The organism is Vicinamibacterales bacterium, from assembly GCA_035699745.1.
Taxonomy (GTDB): domain Bacteria; phylum Acidobacteriota; class Vicinamibacteria; order Vicinamibacterales; family 2-12-FULL-66-21; genus JAICSD01.
In genome coordinates, this window is sequence record DASSPH010000104.1 from 82,917 (window position 1) to 103,443 (window position 20,527).

The window sequence follows — 20,527 nt, forward strand, 5'->3', positions numbered from 1 at the left end:
GGGACAGTCCCCGTTATTTTCCGAACAGCTCGCCCTGCAACGACTCGTAGGCGGCGCGTACGCCGCGGCTGCTGACGGTCTCGTCGTGCTGCGTGATGTCGAGACCGATCAGCTCCTGGTTCTCCGACACGCGAAGCGGAATGATGGCGTCGGTGACGCGGAACAGGATCCACGACCCGACGAACGCGTACGGCGCGGCAATCGCCAGCGTCAGCAGCTGCACGAAGAACACGTCGGTGCGGCCGTGAATCAGCCCGACCTGCGCCGCGAAGACGCCGGTCGCGACCATCCCGACCATCCCGCCGACGCCGTGACAGGGAAACACGTCCAGGGTGTCGTCCAGCGTCGAGCGCGACTTCCAGTGCACCGCGATGTTGCTGATGATGCTCGACAGCGTGCCGATCGCGATGCTCTGCGCCACCGACACGTAACCCGCCGCCGGAGTGATCGCCACCAGCCCGACGACCGCGCCGATGCAGGCGCCGAGCGCCGACGCCTTCCGCCGGCGCAGCACGTCGAAGGCGATCCAGGCCAGCGCCGACGCGGCCGATGCCGTGTTCGTCGTCGCGAACGCCAGCGCCGCCTGCTCCGAGGCGGCCAGCGCCGAACCGGCGTTGAAGCCGAACCAGCCGAACCACAGCATGCCGGTGCCCAGGATCACGAACGGGATGTTGGCCGGCACGTGCGCCGCGCCGGTTTCGTGCAGCTTGCGCCGGCCGAGCACGATCGCCCCCGCGAGCGCCGCCATGCCGGCGGAGGTGTGCACGACCGTGCCGCCGGCGAAATCCAGCGCGCCCCATCTGCGCAAGAAGCCGTCCGGGTGCCACGTGGCATGCGCCAGCGGCGCGTAGATGAACAGGCTGAACAGCGCCATGAACACCACGTACGCCCAGAAGCGCACGCGCTCGGCGAACGATCCGGTGATCAGCGCCGGCGTGATGATCGCGAACTTCAAATGGAACAGCGCGAACACCAGAAGCGGGATCGTCGGCGCCAGGCCGGGATGCGTCGCCGTCCCGACGTGCCGGAACATGAAAAAGGTCGCCGGATTGCCGATCACCCCGCCGATGCTGTCGCCGAACGCCAGGCTGAAGCCGACGACCACCCAGAGCACGCTGATCACGATCATCGCGATCAGGCTCTGGAGCATCGTCGAAATGACGTTCTTCTTCTGCACCATCCCGCCGTAGAAGAACGACAGGCCCGGCGTCATCAGCAGCACCAGGCCCGCCGCCGTCATCATCCAGGCGAGATCGCCCGCATTGATCGGACCGCCGGTGACGACGGGATCGGCGGGAGGCACGATCACCGCGAGCGCGGTGATCACCAGGAGGATCGCCAGCGGGAAACTGCGCCGCATGGCGACGCATTATGGCCGATCAGGAGCGCTTTGGCCGATAAACGTGCGTCGCGTGGCCATAGAAGACTTCGGCGGCTTCCATGACCGTTTCAGACAGGGTCGGGTGGGGATGGATGGTCATCGCCATGTCCTGCGCCGTCGCGCCCATCTCGACCGCGAGCACGCCTTCCGAGATCAGCTCGCCGGCTCCCGGGCCGCAGATGCCGACGCCGAGGACACGCTGGCTCTCCGGGTGGATGATCAGCTTGGTCACGCCGTCGGTGCGGCCGAGCGAGATGGCGCGCCCCGACGCGCCCCACGGGAACTTCGCGATCGCCACCTCGATGCCCTGCTTCTGCGCCTCGGTTTCGGTCAGTCCGGTCCAGGCGATCTCCGGATCAGTGAAGACCACCGCCGGAATCGCCGCGGGGGCGAACTCGACGTTGCGATCCCCGGCGATGGCGTCGACGGCCGCGCGCCCCTCGTGTGACGCCTTGTGCGCCAGCATCGGCTCGCCGGCGACGTCGCCGATCGCGTAGATGTTCGACTCGCCGGTCCTGCGGCTCTTGTCGGTGACGATGAAGCCGCGCTTGTCGACTTCGATGCGGAGCTTGTCGAGCCCGGGGATGTTCGCGTTGGGACGCCGGCCGATCGACACGAGGACGCGATCGAACGTCTGATCGCCGGTCTTCCCTTCGCCTTCCCGGCCCGATCCCGTCGCTCCCTCGAACGTCACGGCGATGCCGTCGTTCACCTCTCGCATGCCGGTCACTTTCGTGTTCAACCAGACCGCCTCGCAGATCTCGCCGATCCGCTTGGCCAGGATGTTCACGAGATCGCGATCGGCGCCGGGCAGCAGGCCTCCGGTCATTTCGACGACGCTGACCTTGCTGCCGAGCGCGGCGTACACGCTGCCCAGCTCGAGGCCGATATAGCCGCCGCCGACGACCAGCAGCGACCCGGGGATGTCCGGCAGATCGAGCGCGCCGGTCGAGTCCATCAGCCGCGGGCTGTCGATCGACAGTCCCGGAATCTTCGTCGGCACCGAGCCGGTGGCGATGATGCAGTGCTCGAAGGTCAGCGTCTCCCTGCCGCCGTCGACCTTGTCGATGTCCAGCGTGCGCGCATCGCGGAACGACGCCAGGCCCTGCACGTGCTGGACCTTCCGCAGGTTGCGCACCTGGCCGGCGCCCGCGGTGAGCTGGCCGACGACCTTGTTCTTGAAGTCGCGCAGTTTGGCGAGGTCGATCCGCGGCTTGTCGAAACTGACGCCGAAATCGGCGGCGTGCGACGACTCGGTGATGACGTTGGCCACGTGCAGCAGCGCCTTGGACGGGATGCAGCCGCGGTACACGCACACGCCCCCCGGGTTCTTCTCCGGATCGACGAGCGTGACCTTCATGCCGCGGTCGGCGGCGTAGAACGCGGCGGCGTACCCGCCGGGGCCGGCGCCGATTACGACAAGCTGTGTAGATATCGCCATTGTGCTGATGCCGGCACGCCCGCCCGAGGGTCGGGTCTGCCGGTCAAAGGGCTAGAACGAACGGCTGCTCGAACGCGTCGGCGACCCACCGCAGGAACCGCGCCGCGTCGGCGCCATCGATCACGCGATGGTCGTACGAGAGGGAGAGCGGCAGCATGAGGCGCGGCTGGAACGTCTGGCCGTCCCAGACCGGCTCGTACGAGCCGCGCGAGATGCCGAGGATCGCGACTTCCGGCCAGTTGACGATCGGGGTGAAGCCGATGCCGCCGATGCCGCCGAGATTCGAGATGGTGATGACGCCGCCCGACATCTCATCGAGGGTCAGCTTGCCGGCACGTGCCTTCTCCGACACCTTCGCCAGCTCCGCCGACAGGTCGATGATGCCCTTCCTGTCGACGTCGCGGATGACGGCGACGAGCAGGCCGCGTTCGGTATCGACGGCGACGCCGATGTGCGCGAACTTCTTGTAAATCAGCTGCCCCTGCGCCATGTCCAGCGAGGCGGCGAACTGCGGGAACTTCTTCACCGCCCCGGCGAGCACCTTCAGCGCAATGGCGGTGACGGTGAGCTTGCCGCCCGCCTTCTCGGCCATCGGCGAATACTTCCGGCGCAGCTCCTCGAGGGCGGTGATGTCTGCCTTGTCGTGCTGCGTGACGTGGGGAATCGCGGTCCACGCGTAACCGAGGTGCTCGGCGGTCTTGCGGCGGATGTTGGTGATTGGCTTGCGCTCGACCTCGCCCCAGCGCGCGAAGTCGGGAAGCTGCGGCGCGGGACCGCCGGCCGGCGCCTGCGCCCCGCCGGCGCCCGAGGACAACGCCTGCCGCACGAAGGCCTGCACGTCTTCGGCGCTGATCCGGCCGTTCGGTCCGCTGCCGGTGACCTGGCGGATGTCGACGCCCAGCTCGCGGGCGATGCGGCGCACCGAGGGGGCGGCCGCCGGCGCGGGGCCTTCGGGGGCGGGCGCTGCCGCTTCCGCGGGTGCGCTCGGCTGCGGCTGCGGCCGGGCGCCGCGGGCGATGTCGACCACCTTCTGGCGCGGCGCCTCGACCGGGCCCGGCGACGGCGCGGTCTGGCTCGGCGCAGGAGCCTCGACGGGCCCCGGTGCAGGCGCTCCGGCGGACGCTGACTCGCGCTGCGGCGTCGCCGCCTGACTGAGTCCGCCTTCTTCCGGCGCTCCTTCCGGCTGGGCTTTCGGCTTCGCAGGCTCCCCCGCCGCCGGCTCGGCCGCCCCTTTGCCCTCCGTGGCGTTCTTCGCGTCGACCGTGAAGATCGTCTGCCCGACCTTCACCTTCTCCCCCTGCTTGACCTTGACGTCCTGCACGGTGCCGGCGACCGACGACGGCACTTCGATGGTCGCCTTGTCGGTTTCGAGCTCGAGGACCGGCTGGTCGTTGGCGACGGAGTCGCCGGGCTTGACCAGGACGCGCATGACGTCGCCGGCGGTGATGTTCTCGCCCAGTTCGGGCAGCTTGAACTCAATCATGAGATGGCCGGATTCGGCTTGTCGGGATTGATGCCGAGGTCTTTGATGGCCTGCGCGACGAAACTGGCCTCGACCTGGCCTTCCTTGAGCAGTTCGGACAGCGTCGCCACGGTGATGAAGCGCGCGTCGACCTCGAAGAACTCGCGCAGCGCGGCGCGATCCTCGCTCCGGCCGAACCCGTCCGTGCCGAGCGCGCGGATCTTGCGCGGCACCCAGCGATCGATCGAGTCGGGCAGCACCTTGCAGTAGTCGGAGGCGGCGACGAAGACCCCGGGGGCGTCCTTCAGGCACTGCGCGACGTACGGCACCCGCGGCGTCTCCGTCGGGTGCAGCATGTTCCAGCGCTCGCAGGCGTGCCCGTCACGATACAGCTCGGTATAGCTGGTGACGCTCCACACGTCGGCGGCGACGCCGTACTTCTGCAGCATGGCTTGCGCCTTCACCACTTCGTTGAGAATGGCGCCGCTGCCGAACAGCTGCGCCTTCAGCTTCCCCTTGCCTTCCGCCGCGCGCAGCTTGTACATCCCCTTCAGGATGCCCTCGCGGGATCCCTTCGGCATCTCGGGATGCTCGTACTGCTCGTTCATGACGGTCAGGTAGTAGAAGACGCTCTCCTGATCCTGATACATCCGCTTGATGCCGTCCTGGATGATCACGCCCAGCTCGTAGGCATAGGCCGGATCGTAGGACAGGCAGTTGGGATAGCACAGGGAGTACACCAGGCTGTTGCCGTCCTGGTGCTGCAGCCCTTCACCCGCCAGCGTCGTCCGGCCGGACGTGCCGCCGAGCAGGAAGCCGCGGGTGCGCGAGTCGGCCGCCGCCCAGATCAGATCGCCGACCCGCTGGAAGCCAAACATCGAGTAGTAGATGAAGAAGGGGATGGCGTTGACGCCGTGCGTCGCGTAGGCGGTGCCGGCGGCAATGAACGACGACATCGATCCCGCCTCGGTGATCCCTTCCTCGAGGATCTGGCCGTCCTTCGCTTCCTTGTAATAGAGGAGCGTGTCCATGTCGACCGGCTCGTACCGCTGGCCGACGTGCGAGTAGATGCCGACGGCGCGGAACAGCGCCTCCATCCCGAACGTGCGCGCCTCGTCGGGGACGATGGGGACGATGAGATCGCCGATTTCCTTCTCGCGCAGCAGCTTCGACAGCATGCGCACGAACACCATCGTCGTCGAGGCCTTGCGCCCTTCGGTGCCCTTGTTGAACTCCTCGAACACGCCGTCGAGCGGGACTTTGAGCGGCTCGACGCGCACGCTGCGCTGCGGCACCCAGCCGCCAAGCCCCTTGCGGCGCTCGCGGATGTACTGCAGCTCGGCGCTGTCGTCGGCCGGCTTGTAGAACGGCGTCTCGGCGATCTGCTCGTCGGAGACGGGAATGCCGAAGCGGGTGCGGAACGAGCGCAGGTCCGCCTCGTTCATCTTCTTCTGCTGGTGGGTGACGTTCTTCCCCTCGCCCGCCTCGCCCATGCCGTAGCCCTTGATCGTGCGGGCCAGAATGACGGTGGGCTGCCCCTTGGTCTCGACGGCGCGCTTGTAGGCGTTGTACACCTTCACCGGATCGTGGCCGCCGAGGCGCAGCCGCTTCAATTGATCGTCGGACAGGTGCTTGACCATCTCGAGCAGCCGCGGATCGGCGCCGAAGAAGTGTTCACGCAGATACGCGCCCGATTCGACGGCGTACTTCTGGTACTGGCCGTCCACCACCTCGCCCATCCGCTTGGCGAGCAGCCCGTCGTGATCCTTTGCCAGCAGCGGATCCCAGTCGCTGCCCCAGAGCACCTTGATGACGTTCCAGCCGGCGCCGCGGAAGTTCGCCTCGAGCTCCTGGATGATCTGGCCGTTGCCGCGGACCGGACCGTCGAGCCGCTGCAGGTTGCAGTTGATGACCCAGATCAGATTGTCGAGCTTTTCGCGCGCCGCCAAGCTGATCGCGCCCAGCGCTTCCGGTTCGTCGGTTTCGCCGTCGCCGAGGAACGCCCACACTTTCGCGCTGGACGCCTTCTTGAGATTGCGATCCTCGAGGTAGCGATTGAAGCGCGCCTGGTAGATCGACATGATGGGCCCGAGGCCCATCGACACCGTCGGGAACTCCCAGAACGCCGGCATCAGCCACGGGTGCGGGTAGGAGGACAGCCCTCCCGCCGGCCGCAGCTCGCGGCGGAAATTCTCGAGCTGCTCCAGCGACAGCCGTCCCTCGAGGAACGCGCGGGCGTAAATGCCGGGCGACGCGTGCCCCTGGAAATAGATGATGTCGCCGTCCCCTTCCCGCCCCTTGCCGCGGAAGAAGTGATTGAAGCCGACTTCGTAGAGCGTCGCCGCCGAGGCGTAGGTCGAGATGTGGCCGCCGATGCCGTCCGACACGCGGTTGGCGCGCACGACCATCGCCATCGCGTTCCAGCGGATGAGGCTCTTGATGCGGCGCTCGATCTCCTGGCTGCCGGGGAGGGGCGTTTCTTCGGACGGCTGAATGGTGTTGACGTAGGCGGTGACGGCGGTGAACGGCAGGGCGACGCCGCTCATGCGCGAGTGATGCCGCAGCGTCGCCAGCAGGCGCTGCACGCGGCCGCGGTCCCCTTGCTGGATCACGTAGTCCAGGGATTCCCGCCATTCGCGCTGTTCCAGGGCTTCGAGCTCGGCGTTGTCTTTCGGCGCAGGATTTCTCATTGATCTCTCTTGAGGTCTACAATCCTTCTATTGTAGGCCACAACATGGGACACAGAGAAAGCGCCAGAACCGCAGGTCGGATCGCCGCGATCGGCATCATCGTACTGATCGCGGGGCTGACATCGGTGGCACAGGACGGCACACAAATGCCCACGCTTGCGGAGTTACAGAAACTGACGGCGCGCTACGCGCCTGCCGATATCGGCGCCGACATCGCCGCGCTGCCGAAACACGAGCGCGAAGCGCTGGCGCGGCTGGTCGACGCGGCGCGGATCATGGACGCGCTGTTCCTGCGCCAGGTCTGGGCCGGCAACGACGCCATGCTGCAGGAGCTCGCGCAGCAGGCGGCGCGCCCCGTCGGCCCGCGCGCCTCGCGCACCGCGGCGGCGCGGCTCCACTACTTCCTGATCAACAAGGGGCCGTGGGATCGGCTCGATCACAACCAGCCGTTCATCCCCGGCGCGCCGCCGAAGCTCGACTCGGCGAACTTCTATCCGGCCGGCGCGACGAAGGCCGACGTGCAGAAGTGGCTCGATTCGCTGTCGGGCGCGGCGCGCGAGGCCGCGGCCGGCTTCTTCACGACGATCCGCCGCGGCGACAAGGGATTCGTCGCCGTCCCCTACAGCGTCGAATACCAGGGCGAACTCGCGCGCGCCGCCGAACTGCTGCGCGAGGCGGCGTCGCTCACCACCGAGCCGACGCTGAAGACGTTCCTGAACGCGCGCGCCGACGCGTTTCTCTCCAACGACTACTACGCCAGCGACGTCGCGTGGATGGAGCTGGATGCCGCGATCGAACCGACGATCGGGCCGTACGAGGTCTACGAAGACGAGTGGTTCAACGCCAAAGCGGCGTTCGAGGCGTTCATCACCATCCGCGACGCGGCGGAGTCGAAGAAGCTGCAGTCGTTCAGCGACCACCTGCAGGAGCTCGAGAACAACCTGCCGATCGATGCGAAGTACCGCACCGCCAAGCTCGGCGCCATGGCGCCGATCCGCGTCGTCAACGTGGTGTTCGCCGCCGGCGACGCCAACCGCGGCGTGCAGACGGCCGCGTTCAACCTGCCCAACGACGAACGGGTGGTGAAGGAGAAGGGGACCAAGCGGGTCATGCTGAAGAACGTGCAGGACGCGAAGTTCCGCATGGTGCTGCTGCCGATCTCGAAGGTCGCGCTGCCGGCGGCGGATCAGGCGAAGGTGTCGTTCGACGCGTTCTTCACGCACATCCTGATGCACGAACTGATGCACGGCCTCGGCCCGCACAACATCAGCGTCGGCGGCAAGGCGACGACGGTGCGGCAGCAGTTGAAGGAAACCTACAGCGCGATCGAGGAAGCCAAGGCCGACGTCTCGGGGCTGTGGGCGCTGCGCTACCTCGCCGACAAGAAACTGGTCGACGCGTCGATCGCCCGCACCATGTATGCCACGTTCCTCGCCTCGGCCTTCCGCTCGATCCGCTTCGGCGTGAACGAGGCGCACGGTCGCGGCATCGCGGTGCAGTTGAATTACCTGCTCGACGCGGGGGCGTTCCGGGTGCGGCAGGACGGCACGTTCAGCGTCGACAACGCCAAGATCGCCGACGCCGTCGCCGCGCTGACGCGCGAGATCATGACGCTGCAGGCGGAAGGCAGCTACGCCAAAGCCAAGGACCTGATCGACCGCCTCGGCGTCGTCCGGCCGGACGTCCAGAAAGTGCTCGACCGGCTGGCGGGGATACCCGTCGACATCGAGCCCCGGTTCGTGACCGCCGCCACCCTCGGCGGACGGTGACGGCGAGGGGCGGGGCCACTCGCGGGGACACGGATCGCGAACCGGGTTCTTCGGGTTCTCCAGGTTCTACGGGTTCTCCGGGTTCGGGTTCTCCGGGTTCGGGTTCTCCGGGTTCTCCGGGTTCTGCGGGTTCCGCCGGGTTCGGGGTTCCGCCGGGTTCGGGGTTCTCCGGGTTCGGGTTATCCGGGTTCTGCGGGTTCTCGTTCTGCGGGTTCCTGACCGGAAGAACCCCGCACCGAAGAACTCCGAACCGGAAGAACCCCGCACCGAAGAACTCCGAACCGAAAGAACCCCGAACCGGAAGAACCCGAACCCGGAGAACCCGGAGAACCCGGAGAACCCGTAGAACCCGTAGAACCCGGTAACCCGGGATGCGGAAAACTGCCCGCTACACCGGAATCTTGAGCACCTGGCCCGGCTTGATCTTGTCCGGATCGCTGAGCTGGTCCTTGTTGGCGTCGAAAATCTTCATGTAGCTGTTCGCGTCGCCGTAGTGCTCGCGCGCGATCTTGCTCAGCGTGTCGCCGGACTTGACCGTGTAGGTGCGCGCGTTTCCGCCCGCGCCGCTGGTGCCGACCGGCTGCGCCTGCGGGACGACGGTGATGTCGGCGACGATGTCGTTTTTCCAGTCAGGAATGGTCTTCAATGCATTCCAGATCTGGTTCTTCTCGTCTTCGGACCGCACCGTGCCCTTGAAGCGAAGCTTGTCCCCTTCCTGGGTCGCCGCCCCCTGGAACCCGATCTTCTTCGCCGTCTGGATCGCGTAGTCGTACTTTCCGCGCAGATCTGCCATATGAACCTCCTCGGTATATCCCGAAGATCGCTTACAAGCGCTGTGCCTTCGACCCGACGTCAGGAGCCCAGCTCGGCCGTGGCGCCGCGGGTGCTGAGCTGGCGTAGAATGCTCGGCCGGCCCGGGGAGTTCTCATGCGCGCGCGCGGAGCGACATTCGTCGTCGGAGTGGCTGCAGTCACCGGGAGTGCGTTGCTTGGCGTGCTGGCGGCGCGCCACGCCGCTCGATCGATGCCATCGCGCTCGCCCGGCGCCCCGGCGCGCGTGGATGCGGCCGGCGCTGCACAGCATCTGCCGCTCACGTTCGAACGCAACGACGGACAGTTTTCACCGGCGATTCGATTCGCCGGTGTCCAGTCCGGCGGCCGCATCGCCATTCACGACGCAGGGTTCACGATTGCGCCGTCTCCAGACGCGCCGCCGATCACCGTGGCGTTCTCGGGTTCCCTCGGCGGGCGCGCGGAAGGCCGCCGCGTGCAGGACGCGACGGTCAATTATTTCGTCGGGCGTGACCCGAGCCGCTGGAAACGGCGCATTCCGACCTTCGCTGAGATCCGCCGCGACGGGATCTACCGCGGAATCGACGTCGTGTACTACGGCCGGGGACGGCAGCTGGAATACGACCTGCGGGTGCATCCCGGCGCGGACCCGCGCATGGTGCGGCTGCGTGTGGCCGGAGCGGCGGCGAGCGTCGACGCCCACTCCGGCGACCTGGTGCTGACGCAAGGGGCGCGGGAGATTCGACACCACCGGCCCGTCGCGTATCAGTCGATCGGGAATGCGCGGCACGAGGTCGCGGCGCGGTACGTGAAGCGCGGCCGCGAGATCGGCATCGACGTCGAGACGTACGATGCTGGCCGCGAGCTGGTCATCGATCCGGTGGTCGCCTACACCACGTACATCGCCGCCGACGACGTCGCGGTCGATCGCGCCGGGAACGTATACCTGTCAGCGTCGACGACCCTTCCCGGACCGGTGCCGTTCGGCTTCGAGTTCGACTTCGCGCAGCACACGCCCGGGTACCAGCCGTCCGTCAACGGCGTCTTCGTCGCGCGTCTGGCGCCGGACGGGACGCGGTTGCTCTTCTCGACGTTCCTCGCGGCGGATACGACGTCGGTGCTGAAGTCGCGGATCGCAGTTGATGGACTGGGCGCGCTGTACGTGAGCACCTACGACGCGTCCGGGATCGCGCCGACCACGGTCGCGGGATTGTCGACCACCAGCACGTTCGTCGCGTCCGTCAGCGCTGCCGATGGCCAGCTGCGGTGGGGGACGTACGTGGGGCGATTCCTCGAAACGCAGCTCATCGCCGCGCTGCCCGCCGGCGGCGTGGCGATCGCGGGCAAGATGCCGGCGCCGGGCGGCGTGGTTCGCTCGCTGCCCATCCCGACGACCTTCCGCTCCGCCGCGGGCGGCGCCGAAGCGTGGGTCGTGACGCTGTCCGGGGGCATGGTCCAGGGTGCCACGTACTTCGGCGGCAGCGCGGATGACGAGCCCACCGGGCTGGCGGCGGGTCCGGACGGCAGCGTCTACCTCGCCGGGACCACGCATTCGCGCGACCTGCCGCTGAGCAACGCGCTGCAGGTCGGGCTCGGCCAATGGGCGGCCTCGAGCGCGTTCCTCGCCAGGCTGAACCCTGCACTCACAGGGCTCACCCACTCGACGTACTTTGGCGGCAACTTCGGCGCGACGGCGGCCGCCGGGCTCGCCGTCGATGCGACTGGTGCGGCGTATCTGGCGGGCTACACCGAAGCGGTGCAGTTCCCGATCAGCACAGGGCGCACATTCAGCGCCTGCTTCGAAGTGCCCATCCCGTGCGAGACCGTGTTCCTGGCGAAGTTCCACCCGAGCGGCGGATTGACCTACTCGAACGTGCTCGACGTCAGCGCGGGCTTTCAGGTGTACCCGGTGGCGCCGTCGCAGCCGTTCAGCGAACAGCTGAACAAGGCGGCGACGCCCGTGGCGGTCACGGCGAACGGCGAACCCATCCTCTCGTTCAACATCATGTCGAGCGTTCTGCCGCTGGTCCGGAGCGTGCAGCCCACGCGCGGCGACGGCCCGCTGCTGCATTCCTACGATCGAGGGCGAACGTTCGAGGCCAAGGGGCTCGGCCCCAACTGTCTCGGCGGGGGCGCGCTGCTCTTTGCGCCGTCGGATCCGAAAACGGTCCTTGCGGTGAACGGTGGGCTGTGCCGCAGCACGGACGGCGGCCGCACCTGGCAGTTCGTCACCAACTACCCGCTGGGGCCACTTGCGATCAGTCCCGCGGATCCGCGGGTGCTCCTCTCGGCGACGTCCGACGGACTCAGGCGCAGCACCGACGCCGGCGCGACCTGGACGATCGTCAGTGGCATTCCGTTCCGCCGGGCCACGCAGGTGGCCTTCGATCCATCGAACGCGATGGTGGCCTATGCATCGCTCGCGCAAGGGGGCGTCTATCGCACCGCGGATGCGGGCGCAACGTGGACCGAAGTGCCGTCCCCCTCGGGAACGCCGTTCGAGTTCGAACGGGTCGCGTCCACGACGCCGACCACGCTCTTCGCGACCACCCCCGACGCACGGTGGAAGAGCACCGACGGCGGAACGACGTGGCAACCCCTCCCGCCGAGCCGTGTCCGGGTTCTCGCCTCGGATCCCACCAACGGAGCGATCGTGTACGGCGCGCACGAGCTCGGAGCCGGCGTGTGCCGCAGCACGGATGCGGGCGCCACCTGGCCGCAGTGCAGCGCCGCCGGATTGACAGGCTTCCTCGGCGCGGCGGCACATTCGCTCGCCGTTGACGCGGCGACACCCTCGGTGATTTACGGCGCGTTCGCCGGCGGCATCTCGTTCAGCGAGGACAGCGGACTCACCTGGCAGCGCAGCCCGCTGCGAACGGGATATCGCGGCGCCGGCATCGCCGCGGACCCGGCGCTGTCCGGCCACGTGCTGCTGCTGTGGCCGAACCGCGACGACGCCGCGGTGCTGAAGTTCGACGCGAGCGGCGCGGCCATCCTGTTCTCGACGTATTTCGGCGGCAGCGGTGAGGATCGGCCGCTGCGCATCGAGACGGACGCGGCCGGATCGATCTATCTCTACGGACTCACGCACTCGCCGGACCTGCCGACCAACAGCATCATCGCGGAGAGCGGCGGGGGCCGCACGCTGTTCACGCCGCTGCGCCACTTCATCCGGAACCAGAGCGACGATCCGCTCGACTACTTCCTGACGCGGATCGCGCCCAGGCCGGGACCGCCGTCGGACTTCGACGCCGACGGGCGAACCGACCCGTCGATCTTCCGGCCGGCGACCGGCGAATGGTGGACGGTGCCCAGCCGCGAGCGCGCCGGCGAGTACCTCCTTCTGGGGCAACCGCCGAGGCGGGCTGAAACTGCCGCCCTCGGGCAGAGCGGCGACCTTCCCGCCGCCGCCGACTTCGACGGCGATGGACAGGCAGACGTCGCCGTGTTCCGTCCTTCCAACGGGCAATGGCTGATTCGCGACAGCAGCACGATGCAGTCGCGCGCAGTCCTCTGGGGCGGCACCACGGCGGACATCCCCGCGCCCGCCGATTACGACGGTGACGGCAAAGCCGACATCGCCGTGTTCCGTCCGTCGAACGGCTACTGGTACATCCTGCAGTCCGCCACGAACACGCCGCGCTACGTGCAATGGGGTGGAACCGCACACGATGTTCCGGCGCCGGGGGACTACGACGGCGACGGCCGGGCCGATATCGCGTTCTTCCGTCCGTCGAACGGCTACTGGTATCTGCGGCGCAGCACCGCCGGCATCCACTACGTGCAATGGGGTGGAACCCTCGCGGACGTTGCCGTCCCCGGCGATTACGACGGCGACGGACGCACCGATACGGCCGTGTTCCGCCCGTCGGACTTGTACTGGTATATCCGCTTCGCGTCGGGCGGGGTTCGCTACGTGAAATGGGGCGGGCTCGCGAGCGATGTGCCCGTGCCCGGGGACTACGATCAGGACGGCATCACCGACCAGGCGTTCTTCCGCGCCGCTGACGGCTACTGGTACATCCTCCAGAGCCGCACCCGCACGGCGCGCTACGTGAATCTCGGCACCGTCGGCGACGTCCCGATTCCCGGGCGCCGCTAGGACGTGGGACGGCCGGCGCGCGCGACCTGCACGGCGATGTCGGGGCGATCGCTGATGATGGCGTCGACGCCCCACGCCAGCAGCCGCCGCATGTCGTCTTCCGCGTCGACGGTCCACACCGCCACCGAGACCCGCGCCTCGTGCGCGTAGCGGACGAACCGCGGCGAGACCACGCGCGTCGAGCCCGACACCTCGGGCACCTGGAACTCGCGATACGCGGGACGCCGTACCGGCCAGCGCACCCACGATCGGTACAGCGCCAGGCGGGTCTCCTCGCGCGAGGCGCCGGTCGGGATCCGCGGCTCGTAATCGCGCGCCGCGCGCAGCACGCGCGTGCCGAACGAGCCCAGGGCGACGCGATCGACGGCCCGCGCGGCGCGGACGGCGTCGATGGTGCGGTGCGCCAGCTCGGGCTCGTTGACCTTCATCTCGATGATGCAGCGCGCGGCCGGATACCGGCGCAGCACGTCCTGGAGGCGAGGGACGCCGCCGGTGCGGCCGCGATGCGCCTCGAAGTGGAATCCGGCGTCGAGCCGGGCGAGCTCATCGGCCGTGCGCGCCGCCACCGGGCCGGTGCCGTCGGTCGTCCGCTCGAGCGTCGCGTCGTGATGGACGACCACCACCCCGTCGCGCGACAGGCGAACGTCGAACTCGAGGCCATCGGCGCCGAGCGACAGCCCGTGATCGAAGGCCAGCAGCGTGTTCTCGGGCCGCAGCTTCGCGCCGCCGCGATGGGCAAACACCAGCGCCACGCGTTGAATTCTAGCGGACGGCAACGCACTCCGCGCACCACGTGCCCCCCGCACCCCGCGCATCCTGCTAAGATCCGTCAATGACCCCCAAGGCTACTACGCGCGGTGCGCTGCGCCGGGACGTCGAGGCCGGCCGCCTCGCCCGGCGCCCCGTGAAATCGGAAATCCGCGACAACCTCATACGAAAGCTGCGCGCCGGGGACACGCTCTTCCCCGGCATCGTCGGCTACGACGACTCGGTGGTGCCGCAGATCGTCAACGCCATCCTGTCCCGGCACAATTTCATCCTGCTCGGGCTGCGCGGCCAGGCGAAGACGCGCCTGCTGCGCGCGATGACCTCCCTGCTCGACGAGTGGCTGCCGGTCGTTCCCGGCTGCGAGATTCACGACGATCCGCTGGCGCCACTCTGCGCCGCGTGCCGGAAGCGCGTCCGCGAGGAAGGGGATGACCTGCCGGTGGCGTGGCTCGGCCGCGACGACCGCTACGTCGAGAAGCTCGCCACCCCCGACGTCACCATCGCCGACATGATCGGCGATCTCGACCCGATCAAGGCGGCGCGCGCCAGCCTCGAGCTGTCGGACGAGATGACGATGCATTACGGCCTGCTGCCGCGGGCCAACCGCGGCATCTTCGCGATCAACGAGCTGCCCGATCTCGCGGGCAAGATCCAGGTCGGCCTGTTCAACATCCTCCAGGAAGGGGACGTCCAGATAAAGGGCTACCCGGTGCGCCTGCCGCTCGATCTGCAGGTGGTGTTCAGCGCCAATCCCGAGGACTACACCGCGCGCGGCAAGATCATCACGCCGCTCAAGGACCGCATCGGATCGGAGATCCGCACGCACTATCTCGCCAGCCGGCAACTGGCGATGCAGGTGACGCAGCAGGAGGCCTGGACCGAACGCGGCGGGGGCGGCCTCGAGCTGTCCCTTCCCGAGTACGTCCGCGAGACGGTCGAAGAAGTGGCGTTTCACGCCCGGCGCGATCAGAAGATCGACAAGCGATCCGGCGTCAGCCAGCGCCTGCCGATCTCGCTGCTCGAGAACGTCATCTCGAACGCCGAGCGGCGTGCGCTCGCGGCCGGCGAGCGGATCGCGGTGCCGCGGATCACCGACATCTACGCCGCGATACCGGCGATCACCGGCAAGTTCGAGCTCGAGTACGAGGGAGAACTGAAGGGGGCCGACAACGTCGCGCGCGAGCTGATTCGCGCCTCGGTATCGAGCGTCTACGACGGATGGTTCCCCAACGCCGATCTGCGGCAGGTCACCGAATGGTTCGATCTCGGCGGCAACCTGCAGGTCGACGATGCGCTGCCGGCGAGCGAGCTGCTGGCGCGCACGGCACAAGTGGCCGGGCTGCACGAGGCCGCCCGCACGGCGGCCGGAAAGAAGCCCGGCGATCCCGCGCTGGCCTCCGCCGTCGACTTCGTGCTCGAAGGGCTCTACGCGCAGCGCAAGATCAGCCGCTCGAGTGAAGGACAGTTCCAGGCCGCCGAGCCGCTGAAGCCGCGCGCGCCGCGCCCGATGGAGCCGCTCGGCGTCGATCACGAGCTGCCGCTCGGCAACAAGAAGAAGTACTACAACTAGCTGCATGACTGTCACACGCGACGGCGGAACGCCCACATCGCCTGGCGGGCTTCGTGTTCTCTGTGGCCTTTGCGGCGGAGCGCGTCCGTGACGGCGGGAGCACGCTTGTGAAGTACCGCTACAGCAAGTTCACCGGCGACGATCTCGACGAGATCGATCTCGAGGATCTGCTCTCGCGGCTCTCGGATCTGCTGCTCGGCAGCGGCTTCGACAACCCGTACGGGCTGCCCTACGAGGACGACGACGAGAGCGGGCACTCGCGGCAGTCGCTGCACGACGCGATCATGGAGGCCATCCTCAACGGCGGGATGCTGTCGGAGGAGATGCTCGAACGGCTGCTCGGCAAGGACTGGCGCGACGCCGACGACGCCGAGCAGCGGCTGGAGCAGCTGATCGACAGGATCATCGAGAAGCTGCAGGCGCAAGGGTACCTGAGCGCCCAGCCGGATCTGGCGCGCGAGCGCGAGCAGCGTGAAGCGGGCGGCGGCGGCATGGGCGACACGGCGCAGTACCGCTTCGAGATCACCGACAAGAGCCTGGACTTTCTCGGCTTCAAGGCGCTGCGCGACCTGCTCGGCTCCCTCGGCAAGAGCAGTCTCGGCCGCCACGACACCCGCGAGATGGCCACCGGCATCGAGGCCAGCGGCGCGTCGAAGCCGTACGAGTTCGGCGACACGATGAATCTCGACCCGAGCGGGACGATCCTCAACGCCGTGCTGCGGGCGCGCAACGCGGGCGTGACGGGCGGCATCGAGGTGGACTATCAGGACCTGATGGTCGCGCAGGGGGAGTACCAGTCATCCTGCGCCACGGTGCTGATGCTCGACTGCAGCCACAGCATGATCCTCTACGGCGAGGACCGCTTCACGCCCGCCAAGCGCGTCGCGCTCGCGCTGGCGAATCTGATCCGCCTGCAGTATCCCGGCGACGCGCTGAAGGTCGTCCTGTTCCACGACTCGGCGGAAGAGATTCCGCTCGGGCAGCTCGCGCGATCGAAGGTCGGACCGTATTACACCAACACGCGCGAGGGGCTGCGGCTCGCCCGCCGCATCCTCGAACGGCAGCAGAAGGACATGCGGCAGATCGTGATGATCACGGACGGCAAGCCGTCGGCGCTGACGCGGCCGGACGGCCGCATCTACCGCAACGCCTTCGGTCTCGATCCGTTCATCGTCTCGGAGACGTTCGCCGAGGTGGCCGCCTGCCGCAAGGCCGGCATCCTGATCAACACCTTCATGCTGGCGCGCGATCCGGATCTGGTGAGCTTCGTGCGCAAGGTGGCGCAGATCTGCCACGGCAAGGCTTACTTCACCACCCCGCGCACGCTCGGACGCTACGTGCTGATGGACTACATGGACAAGAAGACGCGGACAATACACTGAAGATGGCCGATTGCAGATTGGCGATCGACAAATGGCGATTGACGGATTGGCGATCGACGGACTGGCGATTGATGATTGGAGCGCCATCGCCACTCGTCAATCCGTCGATCGACACTCGAGCCGCGCGACCAAGACACTGAAGATGGCCGATGGCAGATTGGCGATCGACAAATGCCGATTGACGGATTGGCGATCGACGGACTGGCGATTGATGATTGGCGCGCCATCGCCATTCGTCAATCCGTCGATCGACACTCCCTCCAATCGCCACCTGTCGATCGCCAATCGCCGCGCGACCAAGACACTGAAGATGGCCGATGGCAGATTGGCGATCGACAAATGCCGATTGACGGATCGGCGATCGACGGACTGGCGATTGATGATTGGCGCGCCATCGCCACTCGTCAATCCGTCGATCGACAATCCCTCCAATCGCCATTTGTCGATCGCCAATCGCCAATCGCCAATCGGCAATTGACCATGCTGCCCCCCACCATCCCGGTGTTCCCGCTGCCCAACGTGGTGCTGTTCCCCAGCGTCTTCCTGCCGCTCCACATCTTCGAGCCGCGCTACCGGAAGATGGTGGACGACGCGCTGAACGGGGATCGGATCATCGGCATGGTGCTGCTGCGGCCCGGCTGGGAACGGGACTACGACGGGCGGCCGCCGGTCTACCCGATCGGCTGCGCGGGCGTGATCACGCACGCCGAACGGCTCGCCGACGGGCGTTTCAACATCGTCCTCCGCGGCATGGAGCGGTTCCGCATCACCGGCGAGCACGATGACCTCCCCTACCGCGTCGCCGACGTCGACGCGCTGCCCGAAGCGGCGGCGGATGCCGACCGGCTGGAGATCCGCGCCGCGCGCCGCCGGCTCGAAGCGCTGCTGGTGCCGCAGCCCGAAGGGGCCCGCGACACGAAAGTGCCGACCTCGATGCCCGACGAGGACCTGGTGAACGCGCTGGCGCAGTATCTGGAGCTGGAGCCGGTCGAGAAGCAGGCGCTGCTCGAGCGCGACGGCGTGCTGCAGCGCTGCCGCTCGCTGATCGAGCTGCTGGAGATCAAGGTGCTGGTGGCGCGCCAGCAGTGGAGCTCAGGCCACTAGCGTGTCCCCGGTGCGTCACCGCGGCCCCTGCTGAGAACACCCTCACCGCCGTACCGGGACCGGGCGGTATTCGAAGAGCACGTTGCTGACGATCGCGATCGGCCGCCCGGCCATCGCGGCCGTCTCCCGTCCCGCCGGCGTCAGCGCGTCGAGCGTCTCACCCAGCAGGCTCACCTGATCGACGCCGGCCGGCACGGTCACGACGATCTGCTCGCGGCCGGCGGGCGCGACCGCCTTCAGGCTGCCGGGACCGGCGCCGCCGCCGATGCGATCGAACAGATCCGCGGCGGTGCGGAACTCCGCTTCCACGCCGCCGCGCGTCAGCACGTCCCCCTTCATCGTGGCGACGGCGATGCCGGCGCGATAGCGCGCATAGGCCTTGCCGCGCTTCATCTCGTCGTCGGAGTAGACGTGCCGCGCGTGCAGGTCGAAGGTCAGGACGCCGGGGCCGGTGTGCGGCGGCAGCCCGATGACGATGCCCTGCGCCGGATCGCGTCCGACGGGCACGTCACAGTAACTGCGCACCGTTTTCACTCCCATGCCGATCAGCGACGGACACTTCACGTCGGGCGTGGCGGTCTTCATCGGCGCCGGTTTCGCCGCCCTCGCGGCGGGCCGGCGCGCCGGCGGCTTGCGCTGCGCGTCGAGCGGCACGGCCGCGGCCGCGATCGCGACGACGAGGATCGCTGACGTCAGGACGCGTCCCATGCCTTCAGTATCGCATGCAGCCGCGAAACCCCTTCGGTCAGCGACGCCGGCCCCGGCTGGAGGATGTAGGTCGATTTGATCTCGTGGATCCGATCGCAGCGCACCGCGTTGACGCGATCCCAGCCGGGCCGCTCGACGATGGCGCGCTTCTTCACCGCCTTGCCGCACCACGACGCCACGATCACGTCCGGATTGCGCGCGATCACGAGCGCGGGATCGACGATGCGATCCCTGCCCAGCGCCTTGTCGCGCAGCTCCGGGAAGATCGGCTCGCCGCCGGCGATCTCGACCAGCTCCTCGACCCAGCGGATCCCCGAGATGAGGGGCGCGTCCCATTCCTCGAAGAACACCCTGGGGCGCCGGGGCATCGCGGCGGCGCTGCGGCGAATCGCCTCGAGGCCGTCCTCCATGCGGGCGGCCAGCGCATCGCCGGCCTCGCCGCGTCCGACCAGCGCACCGACGACGCGGATCATCTGCAGGATCTCGCCGACACTGCGCTGGTTGAAGGTATAGACCGGATAGCCGCGGCGGATCAGCTCGCGCGCGAGGTCCGCCTGCAAGTCGGAGAACGCGAGCACGAGATCGGGCCGCAGGGCGTCGATCCTGTCGAAGCGCGCGTTGATGAACGCCGAGACCTTCGGCTTGCGCCGCGCCTCCGGCGGCCGCACCGTGTAACCGGACACACCGACGACGCGGTCCCCTTCGCCGAGCAGGTACAGCGTCTCGGTCGTCTCTTCGGTCAGGCAGACGATGCGTGATGGATATCGTGACACGGCGAGACGCGCGACGGCAGGTCGGGACGCTTGATCAGTTCCAGGAACTCCATCCGCGTCCGCGCATCATGCTGGAAGCCGCCGAGCATGGCGCTGGTGATGGCGAACGAGTTCTGCTTCTCGACCCCGCGCATCGCCATGCACAGGTGCGTGGCCTCGATGACCACCGCGACGCCGAGCGGGTCGATCTTCTCGCGGATGGTGTCGGCGATCTGACTGGTCATCCGCTCCTGAATCTGCAGCCTGCGGGCGAACACTTCGACCAGGCGCGGAATCTTGCTCAAGCCGATCACCTTGCCCTTGGGAATGTAGGCGATGTGGCAGCGGCCGAAGAACGGCAGCAGATGGTGCTCGCACAGGCTGTAGAAGTCGATGTCCTTGACGATCACCATCTCGTTATAATCGACCGTGAACAGCGCGTTGTTGAGGACCGTGTCCACGTCGGCCGCGTAGCCGCTCGTCAGGAAGCGCAGCGCTTTCTCGACGCGCTTCGGGGTGTCGAGCAGCCCCTCGCGCGCGGGATCCTCCCCGAGCTCGGCGAGCAGCCGGCGGATTATTTCCTGCATGCTCTTATTGTATCTACTCC

15 protein-coding genes are annotated in these 20,527 nt (G+C 67.9%); 6 read left to right on the forward strand and 9 right to left on the reverse strand.

Annotated elements, in window-relative coordinates; all coding sequences use genetic code 11:
* Window positions 1-13: 13 nt before the first annotated feature.
* The 4 genes from VFK57_24110 to aceE are packed head-to-tail and all read right to left on the reverse strand — an operon-like array spanning window position 14 to window position 6,974.
* On the reverse strand, window positions 14-1,360 hold the full coding sequence (locus VFK57_24110; protein ID HET7698824.1) for an ammonium transporter: 1,347 nt from the start codon (window positions 1,358-1,360) through the stop codon (window positions 14-16).
* A 19-nt stretch (window positions 1,361-1,379) separates the two neighbouring features.
* Window positions 1,380-2,822 (reverse strand): dihydrolipoyl dehydrogenase, encoded by a 1,443-nt coding sequence (gene lpdA, locus VFK57_24115; GenBank protein HET7698825.1) that lies wholly within the window; start codon window positions 2,820-2,822, stop codon window positions 1,380-1,382.
* A gap of 43 nt (window positions 2,823-2,865) precedes the next feature.
* A complete protein-coding gene (locus tag VFK57_24120) occupies window positions 2,866-4,305 on the reverse strand; it encodes a 2-oxo acid dehydrogenase subunit E2 (GenBank protein ID HET7698826.1) in 1,440 nt (479 codons plus the stop codon).
* The gene (gene aceE / locus VFK57_24125; GenBank protein ID HET7698827.1) at window positions 4,302-6,974 is read right to left on the reverse strand and encodes a pyruvate dehydrogenase (acetyl-transferring), homodimeric type; all 2,673 of its coding nucleotides are present in this window, start codon (window positions 6,972-6,974) and stop codon (window positions 4,302-4,304) included. Before aceE ends, VFK57_24120 begins: the two co-directional genes overlap by 4 nt.
* A 146-nt stretch (window positions 6,975-7,120) precedes the next feature.
* On the opposite strand from aceE, the gene VFK57_24130 reads away from it, so the two are divergent.
* On the forward strand, window positions 7,121-8,743 hold the full coding sequence (locus tag VFK57_24130; protein HET7698828.1) for a hypothetical protein: 1,623 nt from the start codon (window positions 7,121-7,123) through the stop codon (window positions 8,741-8,743).
* A 388-nt stretch (window positions 8,744-9,131) separates the two neighbouring features.
* Here VFK57_24130 and VFK57_24135 read toward each other — a convergent pair whose 3' ends face one another.
* On the reverse strand, window positions 9,132-9,536 hold the full coding sequence (locus VFK57_24135; GenBank protein HET7698829.1) for a LysM peptidoglycan-binding domain-containing protein: 405 nt from the start codon (window positions 9,534-9,536) through the stop codon (window positions 9,132-9,134).
* 134 nt (window positions 9,537-9,670) lie between these two features.
* Here VFK57_24135 and VFK57_24140 point away from each other — a divergent pair, with 134 nt between their 5' ends.
* Window positions 9,671-13,636 carry an FG-GAP-like repeat-containing protein gene (locus VFK57_24140; GenBank protein ID HET7698830.1) on the forward strand — a complete coding sequence of 1,322 codons (3,966 nt, stop codon included), beginning with the start codon at window positions 9,671-9,673 and terminating at the stop codon, window positions 13,634-13,636.
* On the opposite strand, the gene VFK57_24145 is transcribed toward VFK57_24140, so the two are convergent.
* Window positions 13,633-14,388 carry a glycerophosphodiester phosphodiesterase gene (locus VFK57_24145; GenBank protein HET7698831.1) on the reverse strand — a complete coding sequence of 252 codons (756 nt, stop codon included), beginning with the start codon at window positions 14,386-14,388 and terminating at the stop codon, window positions 13,633-13,635. The genes VFK57_24140 and VFK57_24145 overlap by 4 nt on opposite strands.
* 80 nt (window positions 14,389-14,468) lie before the next feature.
* Here VFK57_24145 and VFK57_24150 point away from each other — a divergent pair, with 80 nt between their 5' ends.
* The 4 genes from VFK57_24150 to VFK57_24165 all read left to right on the forward strand — a co-directional run bounded on the left by VFK57_24150 (window position 14,469) and on the right by VFK57_24165 (window position 18,460).
* Window positions 14,469-15,974, forward strand: coding sequence for a hypothetical protein (locus VFK57_24150; GenBank protein ID HET7698832.1), 1,506 nt, complete (start codon window positions 14,469-14,471; stop codon window positions 15,972-15,974).
* A gap of 107 nt (window positions 15,975-16,081) precedes the next feature.
* The gene (locus VFK57_24155; protein ID HET7698833.1) at window positions 16,082-17,356 is read left to right on the forward strand and encodes a VWA domain-containing protein; all 1,275 of its coding nucleotides are present in this window, start codon (window positions 16,082-16,084) and stop codon (window positions 17,354-17,356) included.
* Between the two features lie 31 nt (window positions 17,357-17,387).
* A complete protein-coding gene (locus VFK57_24160) occupies window positions 17,388-17,834 on the forward strand; it encodes a hypothetical protein (protein HET7698834.1) in 447 nt (148 codons plus the stop codon).
* A gap of 2 nt (window positions 17,835-17,836) precedes the next feature.
* Window positions 17,837-18,460, forward strand: coding sequence for an LON peptidase substrate-binding domain-containing protein (locus VFK57_24165; GenBank protein HET7698835.1), 624 nt, complete (start codon window positions 17,837-17,839; stop codon window positions 18,458-18,460).
* A gap of 42 nt (window positions 18,461-18,502) precedes the next feature.
* On the opposite strand, the gene VFK57_24170 is transcribed toward VFK57_24165, so the two are convergent.
* Genes VFK57_24170 through folE form a run of 3 tightly spaced genes read right to left on the reverse strand, consistent with a single transcriptional unit; the run spans window position 18,503 to window position 20,507 of the window.
* Window positions 18,503-19,168, reverse strand: coding sequence for a hypothetical protein (locus tag VFK57_24170; GenBank protein ID HET7698836.1), 666 nt, complete (start codon window positions 19,166-19,168; stop codon window positions 18,503-18,505).
* Window positions 19,153-19,941, reverse strand: a complete 789-nt coding sequence (locus VFK57_24175; GenBank protein HET7698837.1) for a cobalamin-binding protein — start codon at window positions 19,939-19,941, stop codon at window positions 19,153-19,155. Before VFK57_24175 ends, VFK57_24170 begins: the two co-directional genes overlap by 16 nt.
* A complete protein-coding gene (gene folE, locus VFK57_24180) occupies window positions 19,908-20,507 on the reverse strand; it encodes a GTP cyclohydrolase I FolE (GenBank protein HET7698838.1) in 600 nt (199 codons plus the stop codon). The genes VFK57_24175 and folE overlap by 34 nt, the downstream gene beginning before the upstream one ends.
* Window positions 20,508-20,527: the final 20 nt, after the last annotated feature.

Coding starts and splice junctions, on each gene's coding strand:
- VFK57_24110 (HET7698824.1), bottom strand. CDS start 1,360: ATGCGGCGCAGTTTCCCGCTGGCGATCCTCCTGGTGATCACCGCGCTC.
- lpdA (HET7698825.1), bottom strand. CDS start 2,822: ATGGCGATATCTACACAGCTTGTCGTAATCGGCGCCGGCCCCGGCGGG.
- VFK57_24120 (HET7698826.1), bottom strand. CDS start 4,305: ATGATTGAGTTCAAGCTGCCCGAACTGGGCGAGAACATCACCGCCGGC.
- aceE (HET7698827.1), bottom strand. CDS start 6,974: ATGAGAAATCCTGCGCCGAAAGACAACGCCGAGCTCGAAGCCCTGGAA.
- VFK57_24130 (HET7698828.1), top strand. CDS start 7,121: ATGCCCACGCTTGCGGAGTTACAGAAACTGACGGCGCGCTACGCGCCT.
- VFK57_24135 (HET7698829.1), bottom strand. CDS start 9,536: ATGGCAGATCTGCGCGGAAAGTACGACTACGCGATCCAGACGGCGAAG.
- VFK57_24140 (HET7698830.1), top strand. CDS start 9,671: ATGCGCGCGCGCGGAGCGACATTCGTCGTCGGAGTGGCTGCAGTCACC.
- VFK57_24150 (HET7698832.1), top strand. CDS start 14,469: ATGACCCCCAAGGCTACTACGCGCGGTGCGCTGCGCCGGGACGTCGAG.
- VFK57_24160 (HET7698834.1), top strand. CDS start 17,388: ATGGCGATTGACGGATTGGCGATCGACGGACTGGCGATTGATGATTGG.
- VFK57_24165 (HET7698835.1), top strand. CDS start 17,837: ATGCTGCCCCCCACCATCCCGGTGTTCCCGCTGCCCAACGTGGTGCTG.
- VFK57_24170 (HET7698836.1), bottom strand. CDS start 19,168: ATGGGACGCGTCCTGACGTCAGCGATCCTCGTCGTCGCGATCGCGGCC.
- folE (HET7698838.1), bottom strand. CDS start 20,507: ATGCAGGAAATAATCCGCCGGCTGCTCGCCGAGCTCGGGGAGGATCCC.